This window comes from Wenjunlia tyrosinilytica (assembly GCF_014646055.1).
Classification (GTDB): Bacteria; Actinomycetota; Actinomycetes; order Streptomycetales; family Streptomycetaceae; genus Wenjunlia; species Wenjunlia tyrosinilytica.
Genome location: NZ_BMMS01000061.1, coordinates 1 through 19,373 on the forward strand (window position 1 = coordinate 1; position 19,373 = coordinate 19,373).

General features: G+C 68.7%; 15 protein-coding genes and 1 pseudogene. 6 read left to right on the top strand and 10 right to left on the bottom strand.

Going from position 1 to position 19,373, the window contains the following annotated elements; genetic code table 11:
* Nucleotides 1–239: 239 nt before the first annotated feature.
* Nucleotides 240–2,603: an ATP-binding protein gene (locus IEY86_RS34250; RefSeq protein WP_189135810.1), complete on the bottom strand. Its 2,364-nt coding sequence runs from the start codon at nucleotides 2,601–2,603 to the stop codon at nucleotides 240–242.
* A gap of 763 nt (nucleotides 2,604–3,366) precedes the next feature.
* On the opposite strand from IEY86_RS34250, the gene IEY86_RS34255 reads away from it, so the two are divergent.
* The gene (locus tag IEY86_RS34255; protein WP_189135811.1) at nucleotides 3,367–4,503 is read left to right on the top strand and encodes a metalloprotease; all 1,137 of its coding nucleotides are present in this window, start codon (nucleotides 3,367–3,369) and stop codon (nucleotides 4,501–4,503) included.
* 90 nt (nucleotides 4,504–4,593) lie between these two features.
* Here IEY86_RS34255 and IEY86_RS34260 read toward each other — a convergent pair whose 3' ends face one another.
* From IEY86_RS34260 to IEY86_RS34270, 3 genes are all read right to left on the bottom strand, one after another.
* Nucleotides 4,594–4,731, bottom strand: a complete 138-nt coding sequence (locus IEY86_RS34260) for a hypothetical protein (RefSeq protein ID WP_189135812.1) — start codon at nucleotides 4,729–4,731, stop codon at nucleotides 4,594–4,596.
* Nucleotides 4,713–4,991, bottom strand: a complete 279-nt coding sequence (locus tag IEY86_RS34265) for a hypothetical protein (protein WP_189135813.1) — start codon at nucleotides 4,989–4,991, stop codon at nucleotides 4,713–4,715. Before IEY86_RS34265 ends, IEY86_RS34260 begins: the two co-directional genes overlap by 19 nt.
* Before the next feature lie 795 nt (nucleotides 4,992–5,786).
* Nucleotides 5,787–6,113: a carboxymuconolactone decarboxylase family protein gene (locus IEY86_RS34270; protein WP_189135814.1), complete on the bottom strand. Its 327-nt coding sequence runs from the start codon at nucleotides 6,111–6,113 to the stop codon at nucleotides 5,787–5,789.
* A 642-nt stretch (nucleotides 6,114–6,755) separates the two neighbouring features.
* On the opposite strand from IEY86_RS34270, the gene IEY86_RS34275 reads away from it, so the two are divergent.
* The 4 genes from IEY86_RS34275 to IEY86_RS34290 all read left to right on the top strand — a co-directional run bounded on the left by IEY86_RS34275 (nucleotide 6,756) and on the right by IEY86_RS34290 (nucleotide 10,806).
* Nucleotides 6,756–7,166: a hypothetical protein gene (locus IEY86_RS34275; RefSeq protein ID WP_189135815.1), complete on the top strand. Its 411-nt coding sequence runs from the start codon at nucleotides 6,756–6,758 to the stop codon at nucleotides 7,164–7,166.
* 806 nt (nucleotides 7,167–7,972) lie between these two features.
* A complete protein-coding gene (locus IEY86_RS34280; protein WP_189135816.1) occupies nucleotides 7,973–8,269 on the top strand; it encodes a hypothetical protein in 297 nt (98 codons plus the stop codon).
* Entirely contained in the window at nucleotides 8,266–9,444 is a 1,179-nt protein-coding gene (locus tag IEY86_RS34285; RefSeq protein ID WP_189135817.1) for a M6 family metalloprotease domain-containing protein, read from the top strand. Before IEY86_RS34280 ends, IEY86_RS34285 begins: the two co-directional genes overlap by 4 nt.
* 183 nt (nucleotides 9,445–9,627) lie before the next feature.
* A complete protein-coding gene (locus IEY86_RS34290; protein WP_189135818.1) occupies nucleotides 9,628–10,806 on the top strand; it encodes a hypothetical protein in 1,179 nt (392 codons plus the stop codon).
* A 44-nt stretch (nucleotides 10,807–10,850) separates the two neighbouring features.
* On the opposite strand, the pseudogene IEY86_RS38390 reads toward IEY86_RS34290, so the two are convergent.
* From IEY86_RS38390 to IEY86_RS34315, 6 genes and pseudogenes are all read right to left on the bottom strand, one after another.
* Nucleotides 10,851–10,919, bottom strand: a pseudogene (locus tag IEY86_RS38390) (hypothetical protein); the annotation flags it as partial.
* A gap of 104 nt (nucleotides 10,920–11,023) precedes the next feature.
* The gene (locus tag IEY86_RS34295; protein ID WP_189135819.1) at nucleotides 11,024–12,499 is read right to left on the bottom strand and encodes a glycoside hydrolase family 3 protein; all 1,476 of its coding nucleotides are present in this window, start codon (nucleotides 12,497–12,499) and stop codon (nucleotides 11,024–11,026) included.
* A complete protein-coding gene (locus IEY86_RS34300; protein ID WP_189135820.1) occupies nucleotides 12,496–13,395 on the bottom strand; it encodes a carbohydrate ABC transporter permease in 900 nt (299 codons plus the stop codon). Before IEY86_RS34300 ends, IEY86_RS34295 begins: the two co-directional genes overlap by 4 nt.
* The gene (locus IEY86_RS34305) at nucleotides 13,392–14,300 is read right to left on the bottom strand and encodes a carbohydrate ABC transporter permease (protein WP_189135821.1); all 909 of its coding nucleotides are present in this window, start codon (nucleotides 14,298–14,300) and stop codon (nucleotides 13,392–13,394) included. Before IEY86_RS34305 ends, IEY86_RS34300 begins: the two co-directional genes overlap by 4 nt.
* 2 nt (nucleotides 14,301–14,302) lie before the next feature.
* A complete protein-coding gene (locus tag IEY86_RS34310) occupies nucleotides 14,303–15,568 on the bottom strand; it encodes an extracellular solute-binding protein (RefSeq protein ID WP_189135822.1) in 1,266 nt (421 codons plus the stop codon).
* A gap of 134 nt (nucleotides 15,569–15,702) precedes the next feature.
* Nucleotides 15,703–16,827, bottom strand: a complete 1,125-nt coding sequence (locus IEY86_RS34315) for an ROK family transcriptional regulator (RefSeq protein ID WP_189135823.1) — start codon at nucleotides 16,825–16,827, stop codon at nucleotides 15,703–15,705.
* Between the two features lie 140 nt (nucleotides 16,828–16,967).
* Between IEY86_RS34315 and IEY86_RS34320 the strand changes: the two genes are divergently transcribed.
* The gene (locus tag IEY86_RS34320; protein WP_189135824.1) at nucleotides 16,968–19,274 is read left to right on the top strand and encodes a family 20 glycosylhydrolase; all 2,307 of its coding nucleotides are present in this window, start codon (nucleotides 16,968–16,970) and stop codon (nucleotides 19,272–19,274) included.
* Nucleotides 19,275–19,373 lie beyond the last annotated feature (99 nt).

The window sequence follows — 19,373 nt, forward strand, 5'->3', positions numbered from 1 at the left end:
CCACAGCACCCCAGACCATCGGCACACAGCGAATCGGCGCCACTGTGCACCTCACCGCCCGCCAACCCGTCGCCGCCTGAACCAGCGCCCCTCCCGGACACCCGGGTGAGGTCAGCCGAAGCCGGTCGGGTGAGGTCGGCCAGGTGAGAGTGGTCAGGTGAGATTGGTCAGGTGAGGTCGGCCAGGTGAGGTCGGAGACTACGCCGACAGCATTCCGGGAGACCGGCCCGCCTGCGTCCTCAGCGCCCTTGGCCCGGCTCCGTTGAGCCCGAGCGTCCGTCGCGCTGGGTGACCCATGCCGCTATCTGGGCCCGGGAGGTGAAGCCGAGCTTGGTGAGGATGTGCTCCACATGGCCTTCGGCGGTGCGCTGGGCGATCACCAGATGATCGGCGATCCGCTTGTTCGACATGCCCCGGGCAACCAGCTCCGCGACCTGGTTCTCGCGTTGCGTCAGCGGACTCTCCTCCTCGGCCCCACCCTCTTCGGGCACGGACACAGCCGCGGGTTCGTCGCCGGTGCCGAGCGCGTATTCGACGGTCCGGTCGAGATCGAACTCCAGGCCCCGGGCCACCGCACGCTGGAAGGTGGTCTGACCGAGGCCTTCCTGGGCCTCGGCGGTGAACTGCTCGGTCAGCGCGTCCCAGGGGACCACGCCCCCCGACAGATCGTAGGACTGCAGGAGCCGCCTACGTGCTCCCAGGAGCACGGTCCCGCGCTCGAGATCCCCTGCCGCCAGGGTCGTCCAGGTAAGGATCATGACCGCCAGACCGATCCCCACCGTGTCGCCGAATTCACGTTTGATCTTCAAGGCCTCACGCGCGTGCCCGGCCGCGGAAGCCCGGTCCCCCTTGCCGAAGTCGGCGAAGGCGCGCGTGACCAGCGCCCACGACAGGTACGAGCACTCTCCGCAAGCCTCGCTGCAGCGGCGTATCTGGTCACTGGCCGCTATGGCCAGGTCGTGCTCCCCACGCAGTGTCCGGACCATGGTGAGGGCCAGGAATGCCTGGCAGCGGTGCGGCTCGTTCGCGTACTGCGGGCACGCCAGAGCCTCGTCCGCGAACTCCACGGCCTCGTCGAGGTCGCCCCGCATGGCGACGGTCGCCAAAGTGCCGAGGGCGTAGGCACCCAGGAAGGGATCGTCGAACCGTCGGGCCAAGTCGCCGCACTCCCGCAACGCGGGGTAACCGGTGGCGTTGTCCCCCTGGATACTGGTGATGAGTCCCAGGGCCTGCAGCGCGCGGGCCCGCGCGTGCGTCGGGCTGGTGTCCAGGGCAAGGGCCCGGTCCAGCCACAGGCGCGCCTCGGTGATGATCCCGGACGTCGACCAGTAGAAGACCACAGCCGCGGCCAGCCTCAGAGCGGCCTGGCTCTCCCTGGGGGTGGTCAGGCAGTAGGTGAGGGCCACCTGAAGGTTGGCGTGCTCGCGGCGCATCCGCCGGGACCAGTCGAGCTGCCCGGGGCTGAACCACTCGGCCTCCATACGTTCGGCCAGCTCCAGGTACCAGTCCCGGTGCCGACGGGCCAGGGCCTCCTCCTCACCGGCCTCACGCAACCGCTCGCGGCCGTAGCGGGCCAGCGTGTCCAGCAGCCGGAACCGCACAACGCCCAGTTGCTCCTCACGGACGAGGATCGACTTGTCCACCAGCCCCGACACCGCGTCCAGCACCCTCCCGGCAGGCAGTCCCTCCCCCGAGCACACCCCCTCGGCCGCGTCGAGATCGAACCGGCCGGCGAAGACGCAGGCCCGCGCCCACAGCAGACGCTCCTGCGGCGAGCAGAGCTCATAGCTTCCCTCCACCGCCGCACCCAGCGTGCGATGCCGGGACGGGGCGGCCCGGTCGATCCCCTCCAGGAGCTCGAACCGGTCGTCCAGGCGCTGGAGGATCTCTCCGACCGACAGCACCCGTATCCGCACCGCGGCCAGCTCGATCGCCAGCGGCAGCCCGTCCAGCCGACGGCACAGACGCGCCACGTTCGGCCAGTTCTCTCTCGTGAGGGAGAACCCGGACACCGCCGCCGCCCGCTCGGCGAACAGAGCCACGCCCGGGTACTCCGTGAGCACGGCGGACCCGGGTTTGTCGGGCTCCTGGACATCCGCGTCGGGCACCGGCAGGGCCGGAACCGACCACACGTGCTCCCCGGTGACGCCGAGCCGCTGCCGACTGGTCGCCAGGATGCGCACTCCGGTGTCCACACGAAGCACCCTGTCGATCAGTTTCGCGCACGCGTCAACCACATGCTCGCAGTTGTCGAACACCAACAGCATGCGCCGGTCGCGGAGGAAATTGGTCACGACCTCCACCTGGTCGCGTCCCGACTGGTCCCTGACCTGCAGCGCCTCCCCCACCACATAGGGCAGCAGCTCGCCCTCCCTGAGCTGGGCCAGGTCAACGAACCGCACCCCGTCGGCGAAGGCCCTGCGCACCTCGGCGGCCACCCGCAACGCCAACCGGGTCTTGCCGACCCCGCCCGCGCCGATCAGCGTCACGATCCGCGCTCCGGAAAGCAACGCCTTGACGTCGCCGACCTCACGCCTGCGTCCCAAGAAGCTCGTCAGCTCGGCGGGCAGATCGGCAACGCGCTCCCGCGTCGGCGTGCCCACATATGCAACGCTATGTACGCCTTGCCGGGATCGTCAACCGCCGACGAGCCCACCCGGACGTGAAACCACGAGGACTCCAGTCGCCAGTGCGCAGAACGGGGCCGACTCGCCCTCCGGCGGCAGGCCCGCATCACGGGAACGTCCGTCCCGCGACGTCAGGTCCTGGTAGTGCCGACTGTGTGCAGGACACCGTGCGGACGAGGGGCACCGGCGCGGCAGCCCCACCCTTGTGCCATCCGCAGCCCTCTTGCAGCGGCTCTCGGCGTCTTCGTCGTTGGCACGGAACCGCAACGGTGCGTCATGTGTGGATATTCTTCGCCATCATGCTCGCCGGGAGGGCACGCGTGCGAAGGACTCCGCTGTAGTTCGCCACGCCCTTCATTGTCGCGGTGATGCTCGTCATCCCACTCATCGCAGCCGTGGGGGCGGTGGCGGGCAATGAGATCAACGCCCTCGAGCACCCGCCCGGTTGGCTTGACGTCCGGAGGACGCCTCACGGTTTCACCGCGCCGGATTGAGGAGCGCATCCGCCGGATGGCGTCGGCCCAAGCCTTCGGTGTGCCGCCGATAACTCTTCGGTGCGCTTGCGGTATTCGCGAACCATCCCCGTTGCTAGCGTTCGACAGGCTTGCAAGCACCAACCTTTCCATGATCGGCAAGGCCTGACAGGCAACACTTCTCGGAGTTGTCCCCCAGTCCCCGGCGAACCCTCGATGACGGACGCCTCGGCCCTTGGCGATCGAACAGAAGGGCCGCTTCTGCAATGCCCAGCACAAAATCCCGTTTCCGGGCGAAAAGGTCCATTGTGGCCGCCTGCGGCGCCGTCGCCCTCGCGGCGGCCGCGCTGCCTCTGCTGACCGACAACGCCGACGCCGCCCCAGGAGAGATCTGCCTCAGCGGCACCCTCTTGTACGACTTCCGGTCCGCCGAAGCCGGACCGAGCAAACCCCTCAGGACCAAACCGGTGCGCAACGCCGGCATCGAGGTGTGGGGCCGCGAGAAGGCGTCCGACAAGGCGCGGCGCCTCAGCACGGCAACCCTGCGCACAAAGGCCTCCAATGGCCGCTTCCGGGCCTGCCACAGTCCCCGTCGGGCGACGTCCATGAACCAGATGTGGCTGCGGTTCAGCGCCGAGAACACCAATCTGTGGAAGGTGCGGAAGAAGGGCGGCGCCACCGTCACATGGAATACACCGGTCCAGAGGAACCTCTCCAGAAGCAAGACCCTCGGAAAACTGAAGCCGGACACCGCACAGTTCGGCGCCTGGCACGCCTTCGACACCGTCAACGGCCTGTGGCGCAAGCGCAACAATCCCCGCAGCAACTGCTGGACGGCCCGGGAGACCGACAACCGCAAGTGCACAACACTGACGTTCAACTGGGCCGCCAATGCGCCTCGCGACGCCAGCTACGGCCTTAACAACACCGTGGATCTCGCCGGTGACATCACCGACTCCGAGCATGTGGTCGTGCACGAGGCCGCGCACTTCCTCCAGCACAAGCTGTTCGGCGGCTGGTGGCCGAAAATCACCAACTGCGATCCGCACTTCGTCGACAAGATGAGCTCCGACACCTGCGCCTGGACCGAAGGCTTCGCGGACGCCGCCTCCGCCTACGTCCTCGGGGACTACGGCTTCGTCGGCCCGGACGGGGACGTGACGAGCTTTGAGCACGGCCCCACCTATGACGACGGCGACACCGTGCAGGGCAACGTCGCCGGCTCCCTGCTCGACCTGTGGCGCAACCACGACGGCGGCACCTGGAACCGCACCATCGACGTGCAGCGCACCCACAACGTCTCCGTGTTCCGCGAGTACTTCACGTCCTTGCGGCCGGCGGCCGGCCTGCCCACCACCGGCGGCGCGGCGCAGGCTCTGAAGAAGCACACCATCTCCTACTAGCGCTGCCCAACGCGCTGTGCGGATGGCGCACACACGACGGGCGCCCCGGATCCTTGCCGATCCGGGGCGCGCTTGCGTCGGTGCCGGTCGCTACTGCCCTCCACCAACGCTGAACGCCTTGGTGAACGCGAACGGCCGCTGGTCGACACCACTGCACGTGGCGCTGCCCTCGGGCGAACCGCCGTCGCTCCCGCACGCCTTGTCGCGGTTCACCGCATCGAGAGCCATGCCGGGTTCTTCGACGTGGCGAAGTCACGCAGCTTACCGACGCTGAACTCCTTCACGCCGGTCGCCTTGGACGCGGCCGCGATGTCGAACACTTGGGTGGTAGAGGCGTCCGATTGGCGCGAAAACTGTGCTGCCGGCGGCTCCCGGCGACGCGGAGGCGTTCGGAAGGACGACGGCCGGACCGTCACGTCGGCGCTGCCGGCGGCCAGACCGCCAATGACCTTGGCCTTTCGGCCGACTGTACGGCGGTGAGGGCTCACGCAGGGAATTCCTTTTCCTCCGCCGGTGAGGACGGATATCGAAAAGACAGGTACCCCAACACGTGAGAACAGGAAGATCGACGGGCGGCCGGCCTTATGGCGAACATAAAGCACTTCTGAGTGACCGCTCATTCGGCTGCGCAGAATTCTGGAGGTGCGGCACGGCGTCGCATCGCAAGTCACAGCTTGACCGGAATCTCCGGCCGGTCGCCCTTTGTCCATGCAAGCCGCACTCTTCAACCATTCCACCCGGCGCAACCCCGCGCACACCGAGAGAAGTACACCGAGAAAATGAGACCGCAGCACCGAAAGAATTAGAACCGGAACCGAAGGATTGGCGAATACCACGAGGCCGCCGGCCGACGGCCCTGCCCGGCACACGGCCGGGAGGCGGCCGAGGGGGTCCTGTTCCGGACGCGGCCGACGCGCCCCGAAATCAGCATCGTCCGGGCGGCTCCGCGCCCGCGGCCGCCGCGCAGGACCCGTCCTGCACAGGCCGCCCGAGCCTCGGGCTGACATGGCGACAGACGTACACGCCTGATTCATCGCTCTGTTCGAAGGCGATCACGTGACTTCTTCGATCCGACGCACGTCCGCGCCCTCGCGGATCGGGACGACGGTCACGTGCTCCACCGGGTGGGGAACCGACGTGGCGGGCCCCCGATTCAACCCGGCCGCCGTGCGCACACTGCGCACGGCGGTGGGACGCCCCGGACCCGGGCGAGGCCCTTGGCGGGGTGTGTCAACTCAACGGCCCTGTCGGCGTGCTCTCACCTCGGGCCTCAGCCTCGGCCCTCAGCCTCGGCCCTCGGCCTCGGAATCCGCGACGGCGATGGCGATGCCGAGGGCCTGGGCGATATTGCCGGCTGCCGTCATGACGCGGGCTGTGCCCACGATGGGGGCAATGGCCACCAGGACGTCCTGCAGCTGTTCGGCGCTCAAGCCGGCCCTGAGAGCAGGACCGATGTGAGCGGCGTAGGAGATGGGAGGCGCGTCCGCAGCGGCGAGCGCGGCGACGCGGGTGAGGAGGAGCATGTCCGGGGCGAGCCCGCACCGTTCGATGGAGTCGACGGTCATGGCGGCAAGGGTGTCCAGGACAGGGGTTTCGGATGCTGTGGACATGTCGAAGGCCTCCTGGTGGATCGCCGACGCCGAGCTGGGGAGTGGAGACGGAAGGAACGGCCATCCACGGGCGCCGGCACTCCCTTCAACCGTAGAAGCAAACCGGGCATGGCGCGCGCGGAGCAGGCATGCCGGCGCGGCCCCGGAGCTGCGCGGACGTGGGCTGGGCGTGGCACGGCATCGCCTGCGTCCAAAAGAGGGAGAAACACCTTTGAAAGTGGCGAATCCGCGACACGTCCGCCTAGCCTGACGGAGATCGGCCGATCGGCGCGCGCGATCCGTCACTGCCGCGCGGCATGAGCCTTTGATGCTGCCCCAATGTCGCGCCCATGACCGTTGAGACTTCCGACATGCGACAAGGGCGGCGAACGTGCGAGTCAGCAGTTATGTCATCGGGGCTCCACTTGCTGACGAACGCTTCTTCATTCTCCTGCACGGCTGGCCAGGGCCAGGGACATCTACGCGGCCGGCTTCGGGAAACTGTCCGCGATCGAGGACTCCCCGCAGCGAGCCAGACTGGAGATCACTCTCCTCAACGGGCTCGCGCTCGTCGACTACTTCGAAGGCAACGATCAAAGCGCGCTGGACCTTGAGGAGCGCGCCGAAGAACTCGCCTTCCACCTCGCAGAGCGGCAGCCCGACTTGGGCAGGTGGGCGTTTGCCCTGCTCGGTGTCAACACCGCGAAGCTGCTGACGGTACGGTTCGACGACCGGCGCAGGGCCATCGCCAAGCTGACGACCGCCCTCAGGATGACGCGGTCCGACGCCAAGAGCGCCGAGCCCGTGCGCAGATCCCTCGCACGGCTGCATTTCGCCGAGGGCGACCACCTTCAGGTCATCCGGATACTGGACGGCCTGTGCCCGGAAACGCGACTCGGCGACGCCCGGCCGCGGGAGGAATTCCATGACCGCCTCCTCCTGGCTCTGGCTCGGCTGAACCGAGGCGAAGTCGGAGCCTGCAAGGGCCAGATCCCCCAGTTGCGGCTACTGGCCGCCCGAGAGGGCGGCGACACCGCCGCCTCCGCGGTGGCTCTCCTCGAGAGGGCGGGCTGAGGCGGACAGCCCGCTGCGCCCGACCGGCGGGTGCACCCCCATGCGCTTCTCAAGGGGTGCCGAAGAGATGCGGGCATCGCCCACCTGACCGCGATCACCTGCACGAGCTTGATGCCAGTTCGCCTCCCGACGGTGTGATGACGACGCGCCGGAGCGCGGAAGGGGATTCTGCGGGTACGAGCCGATCGCCGGCCGGGGTGGGCCAGGTTTCGTACGAGCGGGTACATGACAGCTCATAGCGCAGCGCGCCACGGAGGTCGTCCGCGGTCTGAGCGATGGCCAGTACAATGGCACATGTCACATGGATACACAAGGTGCGTCCTCCGAAGTGTGACCCGAGGCAGCCCTCGGCGCCCTCCGCCCGAGGGCTGTTCCACCTGATCGGCGCGGCTTCGGAGGCCTTGGACCCCGGCGACTCAAAGATCGCTCCCAACTTTTCGTCCTCTCAACATTGCTGAATCGAGGTCAGCCCCTTATGGTCCATGGCAGGTTTCGAGCGGGCAGTTGTCTGAAGACGACCGATGAATGCGTGTGCTTGCCCACGCGTTGGTCGCGGGGAAGCTGTGGCCGCGAGGCGGGCTGATGCCGCCACCAATGCCATCACGCCAGGCTCCCGTGTCCACGCGGTCGGCCGTGGGCAATCCCGGTTAGGGCATTCGTTCCGCGGACTTGGCGAAGCCTGACTCCTTCCATCCCGGTGGACCACCGGTCTCGTGAGGTCCCGGGCTGCCCAGCACCGCACGTCCGCGGCGACGGCTCGTGCATGAACCGGTCGCCATGCCCACAGGACGAAAGGGACCCACGCGGTGGCACGCAGACACTGCGCTCAAGAGAAGAGACCGAGGAAGTGCCGGCTCCTGTCCACCGTGCTGGCGACGGCGATGGGCACAACCGCGGGCGCCGCCATCGGAGTCGGCCTCGCGGCGACCACCGCCGCGCCCGAACCACGGATGTCGTATCGCGTCCCGGAACTTGTCACCACCCCACCGGACGCGCAACGCACGGCCGCTCCCACCGGGTCGTATCCGTACGGCCGACAGCTCGACCGAACGCTGGTCCCGCACGACAAGGAGAACGAGACATGGCAGGACAACGTCGAATGAAACGTCCCACCCGGGCGCTGGCGGCCGCCACGGTGGCCGCGTCCGTCGGGGCTCTGCTGATCGGGACGGATGGCGCCTCTGCCAGCTCCGCCGAACCCGCCGCGAACTGCGCACTGCCCGCCACCAAAGCGGACCTGTCCGAAGGCATCACCGGAGCCGGCCCCTTCGTGCCGAGCAAGGGCACTGTGAAGACCACCATGGTCTTCGTGGACTTCCCCGACGCCCCGGCGGACGACACAACCGGTGAGCTGTACAACAAACTCGTTCCCGGAGCGACGGACTGGTTCAGGACCAGTTCCTACGGCCAGCTGTCCCTGAAGGTGAAGGCCGACACCTCCCGCTTCTACCGAATGCCCCGCAAGTCCACCGACTACCACTTCCAGCGCGACCTCACCACTGCCGAGCACCGTCGATACATCACCGACGCGCTGAGGGCGGTGGGACGCTCAACCAGCTTCCGCGGGACCCAGGTCCTCTACATCGTGCCGACCGGCGCGGCCGAAGCAGTGTCCTTCTCCCCCACCTACATGGACAACGTCACATCTGGCGACGGCACGGTCATCGGCAAGACGGTCACCTTCGGCCAAGACCTCAACCACTGGGGTCCGACGGTTCTGAACCACGAGACCGGACACGCCATGGGCCTTCCCGATTTGTACTCCTACGCCTCCGGTGGCAGCGGACACCCGTACGTCGGCGGCTGGGACCAGATGGGCCTGATATCCGGCCACTCCCCCGACCGACTCGCCTGGCACAAGTGGAAGCAGGGATGGCTGAGGCCCAACCAAGTCGGCTGCCTCTCCAGGCCCGGCACCTCCACCGAGGTCCTCACCCCCGTGGAGCGGGCCGGCGGAAAGAAGATGGCCGTCGTCAAGACCAGTGGCACCCGCGCCGTGGTTGCCGAAGTCCGCTCCCGAGAAGGGGTCGACAGCAAAGCCTGTGCGACTGGCGTACTCATCTACACCGTCGACACAACCGTCGACTCCGGCTCCGGGCCGATCCTTGTCCAGGATGCCCGCCCGAACTCCGGCGGCTGCGACGGAAGCGAACTCAACGACGCCACTTACGGCCACGGCGGCGACGCCGTCACCCACTTCCGCGATCCGGCATCCGGCGCCACCGTCGACGTCACCGCCAAGCACGGCAGCGCATTCACTCTCACCGTCCGCAGGTAGCAGCACATCAGGTAGCTGCACATCGCCATACCGGAGCAAGCCGTCACGGCCCGGACCGCGCCGTGACGGCAACCCTCGCCCGCCGACGCGGGCTCTGCGCGCGCTCTCCCGAATGCCGTCGGCCTTCGACGCAGGTACCGCCTCCGCCACCACCTCCGCACGCAGCAAGAATCGGACGTCGCCATGGATGACAATCTGATCACCAATCCGCACGTGAGTTTCGAGGCCTATGCGGTCGTACGGCGCCGCGGCCGGCCGATGGAGCGCATCATGCTCCGGACGAGCGAGGAGCTCGCCCTGATGCGCGCGGCCGCGGCGGACCGCTCCTCGGCGGACGTGGCGGGGCAGCGGGAGGCCGCTGCCCGCCTGGGCCTGCTGCTGCCGCCCGACGAGGTCCCGGCGAGCAAGGAGGAACTCGCGTTCCGCTGCGACATCGGCGAGGAACTGCTCGACCTCGTACCGCGGATGTCGCGGGACGCGTGCCCCGTCCTGGACGCGCAGGATCTGGAGCCCAACCCGCACCTGTACGTGCAGGACGGACCGGAGCCACCGGTGTCGATTGCCGCGCGGGTCGCCCCCGCAGCCCGCGTCACCATGGGGGCGGCCGGCTTCGCCCCTGAGTGGCCGGTGGTTTGGGCCGAGTACGGGCCGTGGGGCACTCTGATGCCCTTCTGGTCCGGCGGGACCTGGGGCCGGGACCTGCGACGGGTGGCGGTCGACCGGGTCCCGCTCTCCGAGCTGCCCGCGGACGCTCTGCGCGCCCTCCACCTCGCCGGGATCCTTCGCCCGCGCGCGAGGCAGTCCGCCGCGCACGCCCCGGCAGAGGTGGTCGCGCGGGACGCCGGCGTCCTGCGGGGGCTGTTCAGCCCGCTGTTCACGGCCGGCATGCGGGCGTACTACCGGCGCATGCGCGCCGAGGGCTACTTCCGACAGGACCGCCAGCAGGTACCGGAAGGCCACGAGGGAACGTACTGCGACGCGGTTACCCTCTTCGTCCAGAAGCAACTGAGCGGCGTGGTCGCGCGCTGGACCGGCGGCCCCGTCAAGCCGTCCCACGCCTGGGCGATGACCTACCTGCCGGGCGCGGTTCTCGACCGGCACAGGGACCGTCCGCAGTCCCGCTGGAATGTGTCCTTCTGCCTGGACGCCGACCCGGACCACGGGGGTACCGCCCACGGCATCTGGCCGTTCTGGATCGAGGGCAGGGACCGCGACCACGAGGTGGACCTCGGCATCGGGGACGCGGTGATCCACAGCGGCATCGATCAGGACCACTGGCGCGAGGCGCTGCCGGAGGGCCGACTGGTCACCATGGGCCTGCTCCACTACGTCGACGCCGATTTCAGCGGAGTACCGGCGTAGACCGTGTCCAGCGTGGTGACGGCTCCTGGTCGACGTCGCCCGCGTCACGGGCCCTGGTGCACGGCGGCGACCGAGACGAACACCGCCGGATCGCCGGTGACCGATGAGGTGACTCCACCGGTGCGGCCGCCTGGTCACACGGTCGCCGACGACTTTCAACTCGTCGGCGACCGTGGGATTGTGCCCCGCGCACGGGGCCGGGCCGGCGCCCGCGTGCTTACGACATACCGGGGGCCACGGGGATCGCCGTTCCGAGAAGGGCCTCCGCGGCGGCCTGGGCGCAGACGCGGGCCGCGCCGTGGGTCACGATGCGGTGGGAGGACGGCAGCGTGCCGTGGGGCAGGCCCATTTCGACCAGTACCGCGTCCGGGCGCCGGGCGACGACGGACGCCGCCGCGGCACTGATCCAAGGATGGCGGTGGGCGTCCCGGACGGTGATGACGACGGGTGTGGCGGCCGGGACGTCGTGCAGCGGGTCGGCCGGGGTCTCTTCGTAGCGGTCGACGCGAGTGCCGGGGAAGGCGTCGCACAGCAGGGAGCCCAGGCCCCAGGAGGTGTGGCCGACCGCGGGGTTCGGTTCCGAGACCAGTTCGATGACCACGGGGGCGGTGGTCAGCGGGTTGATGCCGGTGGAGTGCAGGGCGCGGCGGGCTGCGGCCAGTCCGAGGGCGCGGTCGGGAAGCACGCCGCCCTCGCGGTGGCTCGCGGTCCAGCTGCTGAGAGCGGAGATACGGGCCGCGGCCTGGGCCAGCCGTTGTTCGGGCAGCCTGCCCTGGCGGACCGCGCCGACGATCGCCTCGCGCAGCGCTGCCGTCCGGGCCTCACCGTCGCGTACGCCCAGGCACAGCGCGTCCACACCGGCGATCAGTGCCTGGACCGCGCCTTCCACGAGGCCGACCGTGTCTTCGATCGCCGCCATTTCGAGGGAGTCGGTGATGACCACGCCGTCGTAGCCGAGGCGATCACGCAGCAGTCCGGTGACGATCGGCGCGCTGATCGTGGCGGGCGCGGCATCGAAGGCGGTGGCGGTGATGTGTGCGGTCATGATGGAGCGGACACCGGCCCGGATGGCCGCCTTGAAGGGCGGGAACGCCGTGGCCTCGAACTCGGCGGCCGTGTCCTCGACCACCGTGCGCTCGTGGTGCGAGTCCGTGGTCGTGTTGCCGTGTCCGGGGAAGTGCTTGGCGCAGGCGGCGACGCCGACCGATTGCAGACCCTCGATGTAGGCGGCGGTGTGGGCGGCGACGGTCTTGTGGTCGCAGCCGAACGACCGTACGCCGATGACCGGGTTGGACGGGTTGTTGTTGACGTCGGCGACCGGGCCGAGGTTGAGGTTCACGCCGGCGCAGGCGAGGCTGCGGCCGATCTCGGTGGCGACCGCCCGGGTCAGGTCGAGGTCGTCGATGTGGCCGAGGGCGTGGTTGCCCGGCCAGGAGCTGCCTTCGGCGACCTCGAGGCGGGAGACGTCGCCGCCCTCCTCGTCGATGCCGATCAGGGCGGCCGGATTCTCGGCCAGCAGCTGTGCGGTGAGCCGGCTCAGTTGGGCCGGGTCGGTGACGTTGTCGTGGTAGAGGACCACCCCTGCGAGGCCGGAGGCGAGTTTGCGGCGCACCCAGTCGGGCGCGTGGAGGCCGGCGAATCCTGGAAGGAGGCAGGCATCGGCCCACTGGTGGAGATCGTCGTGCACGGTCATCCCTTCACCGAACCAGCCGTCAGTCCGCTGACGACGCGTCGTTGAGCGAGTGCGAAGAAGATCACCACGGGCAGTGCGGCGAGGGTGGAGGCGGCCATCAGCGGGCCGTACTCGGTGCCGCGGGTCGTGGTGAAGGAGGCGAGCCAGACCGTCATGGTCTGCTTCTCCGGGGTGCTGATCAGGACGTAGGCGAGCAGGAACTCGTTCCACGCCTGGATGGCGGTGTAGACGGCGGTGGCGACCAGGCCCGGCGCGACCAGCGGGAAGAGGACGCGGCGGAAAGCCTGGAGGCGGTTGCAGCCGTCGATCAGGGCGGCCTCCTCCAGTTCCACGGGCACGTTGACCACGAAGCCGCGCAGCATCCAGATCGCGAACGGCAGGACGAAGGTGAGGTAGGCGAGGACCACACCGGGCAGTTGGTCGGTCTGGCCGGCGCGGTTGAGCATCAGGTAGATCGGGATGATCAGCGCGCCTGCCGGGACCATCTGCACGACGAGGATCATCGCCACGAAGAGCTGGCGCCCGGTGAACTCGAAGCGGGCCAGAGCGACCGCCCCCAAGAAAGCGACGACGAGTGCGATCAGCACCGTCGCGGACACCACGAGCAGGCTGTTGGCGACGCCGGACCAGAAGAACGGGCGGTCGACGGCGGCGGTGAAGTTGTCCAGGGTGAAGCGGGACGGCAGCCAGTGCGGGGTGTAGGAGAGGATCTCCGGTCCTGGCTTGAACGCGGTGACGGCCATCCAGTAGATCGGGAAGAACATCACCGCGCTGATGGCCAGGAGGGCGAGGTTCGACGCGAGGCCGCGGCCGCCGCGCCGCCGTCGGGCCGGGGCGGCTGGGGGCTTGCCGGGCCGGGTCGGCGTGGCGGTTCGGGCGAGCGTTCCGGTGCTCATTGAGTCTGCTCCTTTCGCAGCAGGCCGCGTACGTAGCCGAACGCGACCAGGGCCAGCAGCAGCACCATGACCACGGCGACGGCCGCGCCTGAGCCGTAGTCGCCCACGCCGAAGGACTGGACGTAGGAGTAGACGCCGATCAGGTAGTAGCCCTCGGTGGGCGCCCCGCCGGTCATCACCCATACCTGGTTGAAGACCTGGAAGTCCCAGATGATCTGGAGCAGGGTGAGCAGGGCCAGGACCGGGCGGATGACCGGCAGGATGACATAGCGGAAGACCTGGAGCCGGCCGGCGCCGTCGAGCTCGGCCGCCTCGACCACCTCGTCCGGCACCTGGGTGAGCGCCGCGTGCAGGGAGATGGCGACGAAGGGGACCGCGCCCCAGACGATGACCGCGGTGACGACGCCGAGGCCCTGCACCGGGTTCTCGAACCAGTTGTGGTGGGTGAAGTCGCCCGCGCCCAGTTTGGTGAGAAGCCAGTTGACCACGCCGAACTCGTAGTCGAACATCCACTGCCAGACGGCGATGGCGACCAGGCCGGGGGTCGCCCATACCGCGACCAGCGCGACCGTGGCCGTCAGGCGCACGGCGCGGTGGGCCTTGCGCATCAGCAGCGCGATCAGCGTGCCGGCCCCCACCGTCAGGGCGACATTGACGGCCGTGAACACGATGGTCCGGCCGACCACGCCCCAGAAGAACGAGTCACCGACGATGTCCGTGTAGTGGCTGAGACCGGTCCAGCTGCCGCTGCCCTTCAGCAGTTCGGCCAGGCCGTACTTCTGAAAGGAGATCTGCACCAGCGTCGCCAGGGGGTAGCCCAGCACGCCGACGATGACGATGAGCGCCGGGGCGAGCAGGAGATAGGGGATCGATCTGATCCGCCGGGGGACGGTGGGGACCGACACGTTCAGCCCCTCGTGTTCAGGATCTCGGTGATCTCCTTGCTGGCCTTGGCGGTCGCGTCGGGGAGCCCCGCCTTCCCGGTGAGGATGGACACCTGCAGGTTCTGCAGGATGGACTTCTTCTCGACCGTGATCCAGTTCTCGGCGACCGGCGTGAACCAGGTCTTCCGCGCGGCCTCGGCGAAAGGTGCCGCCGCGTCGGGGACCTTGTCCAGCAGCTTCGTGGAGTTGGGGATCAGCCCCTTGGCGGCGAGGTCGGACTGGGGCGCCGTGGCGGTGTAGAGGGCCAGCCACTTGCGGGCCCACTCCTGGTTGCGGCTCTTGGCGGGGATGGCGAGGTCGGATCCGCCGAGGAAGACCGGCATGGTCTGGCCGGGGGTGTGGCTGGGCATCGGGAAGGCGCCGATCTTGTCCTTCATCGCCGGGTTGCCCGCCCGCTTCGGATCGATGATCGCGTCGATCTCCCAGCTCAGGCCGTACGTCATGCCGACCTTGCCCTTGGCGAAGGTGGCATCCTGAGTACGGTCGCCGCCGGTCTTGTCGGCCTTGGAGTACTTGGTGACGAGTTCCTTGAACGCGGCCAGGCCCTGCTGCGCCTGCGGAGCATCGAGGGTCCCTCGCCAGGAGTCCTTGTCCTGGCGGGCGATGTCGCCTCCGTAGTCGCGGACGAAGGACATGCCGGCGAATATCTGCCGGCCCGGAAGGTAGAACGCCGAGAAGTTCGGGTCGGAGCCGAACTTGGCCTTGAGCTTGTCGGCCGCGGCGTACAGCTCGTCGAGGGAGGTGGGCGTGTCGGTGATGCCGGCCTTCGCGAACAGACTCTTGTTGTAGATCACCGCACGGCTGCCGCCGTAGTACGGCACGCAGCTGACCTTGCCCTCGTACGTGCACGAGTCGGTGAGGCCCTTGGCCCAGGTGTCGGAGTTCTCGAACTCCGCTTTGTGCGCGGTGAGGTCTGCGAAGGCTCCCGCGGCCAGGTACTTCGCTGTCTCGGTGTTGCCCAACTCCACGACGTCGGGCGCCTTGGTGCCGGCCAGCGCGGTGTCCAGCTTGGTCAGGTGGTCCTCCCACTGCTGGGTCTGGACGACCGCCTCAATGCCGTACTTGGTCTTGAACTCGGCGTTCACCTTGTCCACGGTCGCGGACCACTCGGCGGCTTCGGGCTGCAGCCAGATGGTGATCTTCTCGGGCTTGCCCGAGCTGTTCGAGGAGCCGTTGCCGCCGCAGGCGGCGGTCGCGGTCAGGGCCAACGCGGCCCCTATTGCGAGCATGACAGAGCGACACGTGAGCATGGTGCTTCTCCTTCGGGAGTGGTGGTGCGGGGGTAGGAGGTGCTCGCAGACCGCGAGGAAACTCAAGGGAATGGAACGAAATGGAAGGGAGGGAACGGAAGGGAACGGAAGGCTCATGGGCCGAGACGCTCGGCCACGACCCGAGAGATCGATTCGGTGACGGCTCTGGAGAGGGCGCCTGTCAGAACGGGATCCTCGCCGAGCTGAGAGACGGCCAGCCGGGGCGGATAGTGGACCTTCGAGGCCAGTTCGTTCTCGATGGCCGGGAGCAAGGGCGCACACCGTGCGCCAATGCCGCCACCGAGGACGATCAGCTCGACGTCGGCGATCATCGCGATGGACGCCATGAACCGGGCGATGCGGTGGGCCAGTTCGGCGAGCACCTCGCGGGCGGAAGCGTCACCGGCGGCCGCGGCCTCGAAGACCGCCTCAGGGGTGAGGGGCCGATCCTTGGCCATGCGGTCGGCCGCACAGGCGAGCAGGCCGTGCTCGGCGGGGCTGTCGGGATTCCCCGGCATGTCCAGCTCGCCCGCCGCGCCGCGGTGCCCCCGGTGCAGCCGGCCACCGAGAATGAGGCCGCAGCCGACGCCGGTGCCGATGGACAGGAAGGCGAAGTCCGCCACCTCGCGGCCGGCGCCGAGCCGCTGTTCACCGAGTGCGGCGAGGTTGATGTCGTTCTCGATGATCGCCGCATGGCCGAGCGCGCGGCCGAACTCCCGCTCAATGGGGAAGCTTTGGGTGCGGTGCGGATTGAGCCTCAGCAGCCTGCCCTTGACCGGATCGACGATACCGGCGGTGCCGACAACCATGGCCGCGACCCGCTTGACGGGCACTCCGGCGGCGGCGAGCAAGCGGTCCCGCAGGCCTGCCGCGAGACGGGCAAGCTCGTCGGACTCGGCGTCGCCGCGCTCGACCGACTCACGGGCCAGCACCCGTCCGTCCAGATCGCAGAGCGCCGCCCGCAGATGCCGACCGCCGACGTCCACGCCGATGGCGAAGCCCACATCGGCCACGGCCTCGTAGCGGGCCCCGCGGCCTCCCCCGGCGCCGGTCGGCAGCTCTCTGACCAGGCCGCACTCAAGCAGGGTGGCCACCACGTTGGAGACCGTCGGCTTGGTCATGCCCAGCCGCCGGGCGATGTCGATGCGCGGCAGCGGGCCTTCGCCACGCACCAGGGCCAGCACGGTCTGGGCGTTCATGATGCGCAGCAGCGGAGCGTCGGCGGTTCCGGAGATCATGGCGGAGAAGCTAGTAAAACATTTTTACGTCGTCAAGGGATAAGTTCGCTCCTTTTCATTGACGGCCCTCGAGAGCTACTGATACAACCCTGGCCATCAGCTCAGTAAAAGGCTATTACCAGCCGGAGGAGTCCTCCACGATGCACCCGATCCCCAGATCGCGGCCCTTGCGGCTGCTCTGTCTGCTCGCCCTCGCTGTCACCCCCTGGCTGGCGGCGCCGTCCGCCACCGGCACCGCTGCGGCCGCGGCCCCGGCGTCCCCTCCAGTCACCATCCCCGCCTTCGCGCAGTGGTCCGCCGGAAGCACGCCGTACGGCTTCACCGCGCGTTCGCGCATCGTCGTGGACTCGGCCGCCACCCGGCATCTGAACGGCACCGCACGGCAGTTCGCAGCGGACCTCCGCGAACTCACCGGCCGGACCGTGACGGTGACCGCCGGACCCAGATCGAGCGCCCGAAAAGGCGACATCTTCCTGACGCTGGCCTCGGGCCGGCCTGCCGAGGGCTACCAGCTCGACTCGAGCCGTGTTCTGACCATCACCGGCTCGACATCCGACGGCGTCTTCTACGGCACGCGCTCCGTGCTCCAGCTGCTGCACCCGTCGCGGACCATCCCGGGCGGCACCGCGACCGATGCCCCGGTCACCGCCGAGCGCTCCCTGATGATCGATATGGCCCGCGAGTTCTACAGCATGAGCTGGCTGAAGGACCGGGTCAGGGAGATGGCCTATCTCAAGCTCAACACCCTGCATCTGCACCTGACCGACGATCAGAACTTCCGCATCGAGAGCGACAGCCATCCCGAACTGGTCTCCGCGCAGCACTACTCCAAGGCGCAGATCCGGAACCTGGTCAAGTTCGCAGCCCGTCATCACATCGACGTCATCCCCGAGATCGACCTCCCCGGCCACATGTCCCGGGCCACCGCCGCCCACCCCGAGCTCCAGCTCAAAGCCGCGGACGGCACGGTGGAGAAGGGCGCCCTCGACCTGTCCAAGCCCGCGGCATACGACCTGACCCGGGACCTGCTCGAGGAATACCTGCCGTTCTTCCCCGGCAAGGACTTCCACTTGGGTGCCGACGAGTGGGTGCCGGAGTCGCGCATCGGCAACTTCCCGCAGCTCGACGCCTACGCCACAGCGCACTGGGGCCAAGGCGCCAAGGCCCGCGATGTGATGTACGCCTACCTCGACTGGGCGGACGAGATCGTCCGCTCGCACGGCAAGACCATGCGCATCTGGAACGACCAGCTCTTCCCCGGCTACCAGATCGCCCTGGACAGCCAGATCATCGTTGACCACTGGACCCACAAGACCGGCTTCAAGACGCCGCAGGAGCTCCTCGCCGACGGCCACAAGCTCGTCAACAGCAACTGGCAGAAGCTCTACTACAGCCCGCTCTACATCCACTCCGACCCCGCCGCCATCTACGAGAAGTTCACGGTCAGCAGCTTCATGGGCGACCAGACCGCCACACCGGTGTCGGGGACTCAATACAGCATCTGGGGCGAGGTCCCGGCCGGCCTGGAGAACGAGAACCAGATCGCCTACGGCACCCACAACTCGCTGCGCTCCTTCACCCAGCTCGCCTGGGGCTCGCAGAAGCCGGTGGCCACATACGACGAGTTCGTCGCCGCCATCAACCAGGTGGGCTGGGCGCCCGGCTACGCGGGAACCGACCAGCCGTGGGACGGCGTCCCCAAGGCGACAACCACGATGACCACCGACCCCGGCCATCCCGCCTCGAACGTCGTGGACGGCCGCATCGGCACCTCGATGCGAGCCTCCGCGCCCAGCTCCGGGTCCGTCCTCAAGCTCGACCTCGGCAAGCCGGGCCCGCTCGGCGCCGTCACACTGCGGGCCGGGGCACCACTGGACTGCGCGGTACTGGAGCGCTCCGTCGACGGCAAGACGTGGACGGGCATCGGCACGGTGACCGGCCAGTCCCTGGTCCAGGCCCTCGTGCCGGACTCGCCGCAGGCCCGCTACGTACGGTTGCGCATCACCTGCAACAAGGCAGGCGCGCTCTCCATCGCCGAGTTCCGCGCGACGCCCCAGGGCTCGGCAGCCGGAGCACTCAGCTCCTCCCTGCCCGCCTACGACGGCCATCCGCTCGCCAACGCGGTGGACAGCGACCCCGCCACCTTCTTCTGGGGCGGCCGCTCTCCCGAACAGGACGACTACCTGGCCATCGACCTCGGCACGGCAAAGCCGGTCAGTACCGTGAAGCTGCTGATGGGGGTGCCCTCGGCGCCCACGGACTACCTGGCCCACTTCGCGCTGGAGACCTCGTCCGACGGCGTCACTTGGCAGCAGATCGGTGAGTACACCGACCAGTCCGAAGTCCAGGCAACCGCCCCCGCCGGCACGACGGCGAGATACGTCCGCTGCCGGGTCACAGCAGGCCAGGGCAGCTGGATGGCCCTCCGGGAGTTCAGCGTTCAGTAGCCCCTGGCAACAATTTCATCGGCGCTCAGAGCTCGACAGGGCCGCGCTCACCACCGGTGAGCGCGGCCCGACGCCTCCCCGGCGACCCCGCCGACGCGG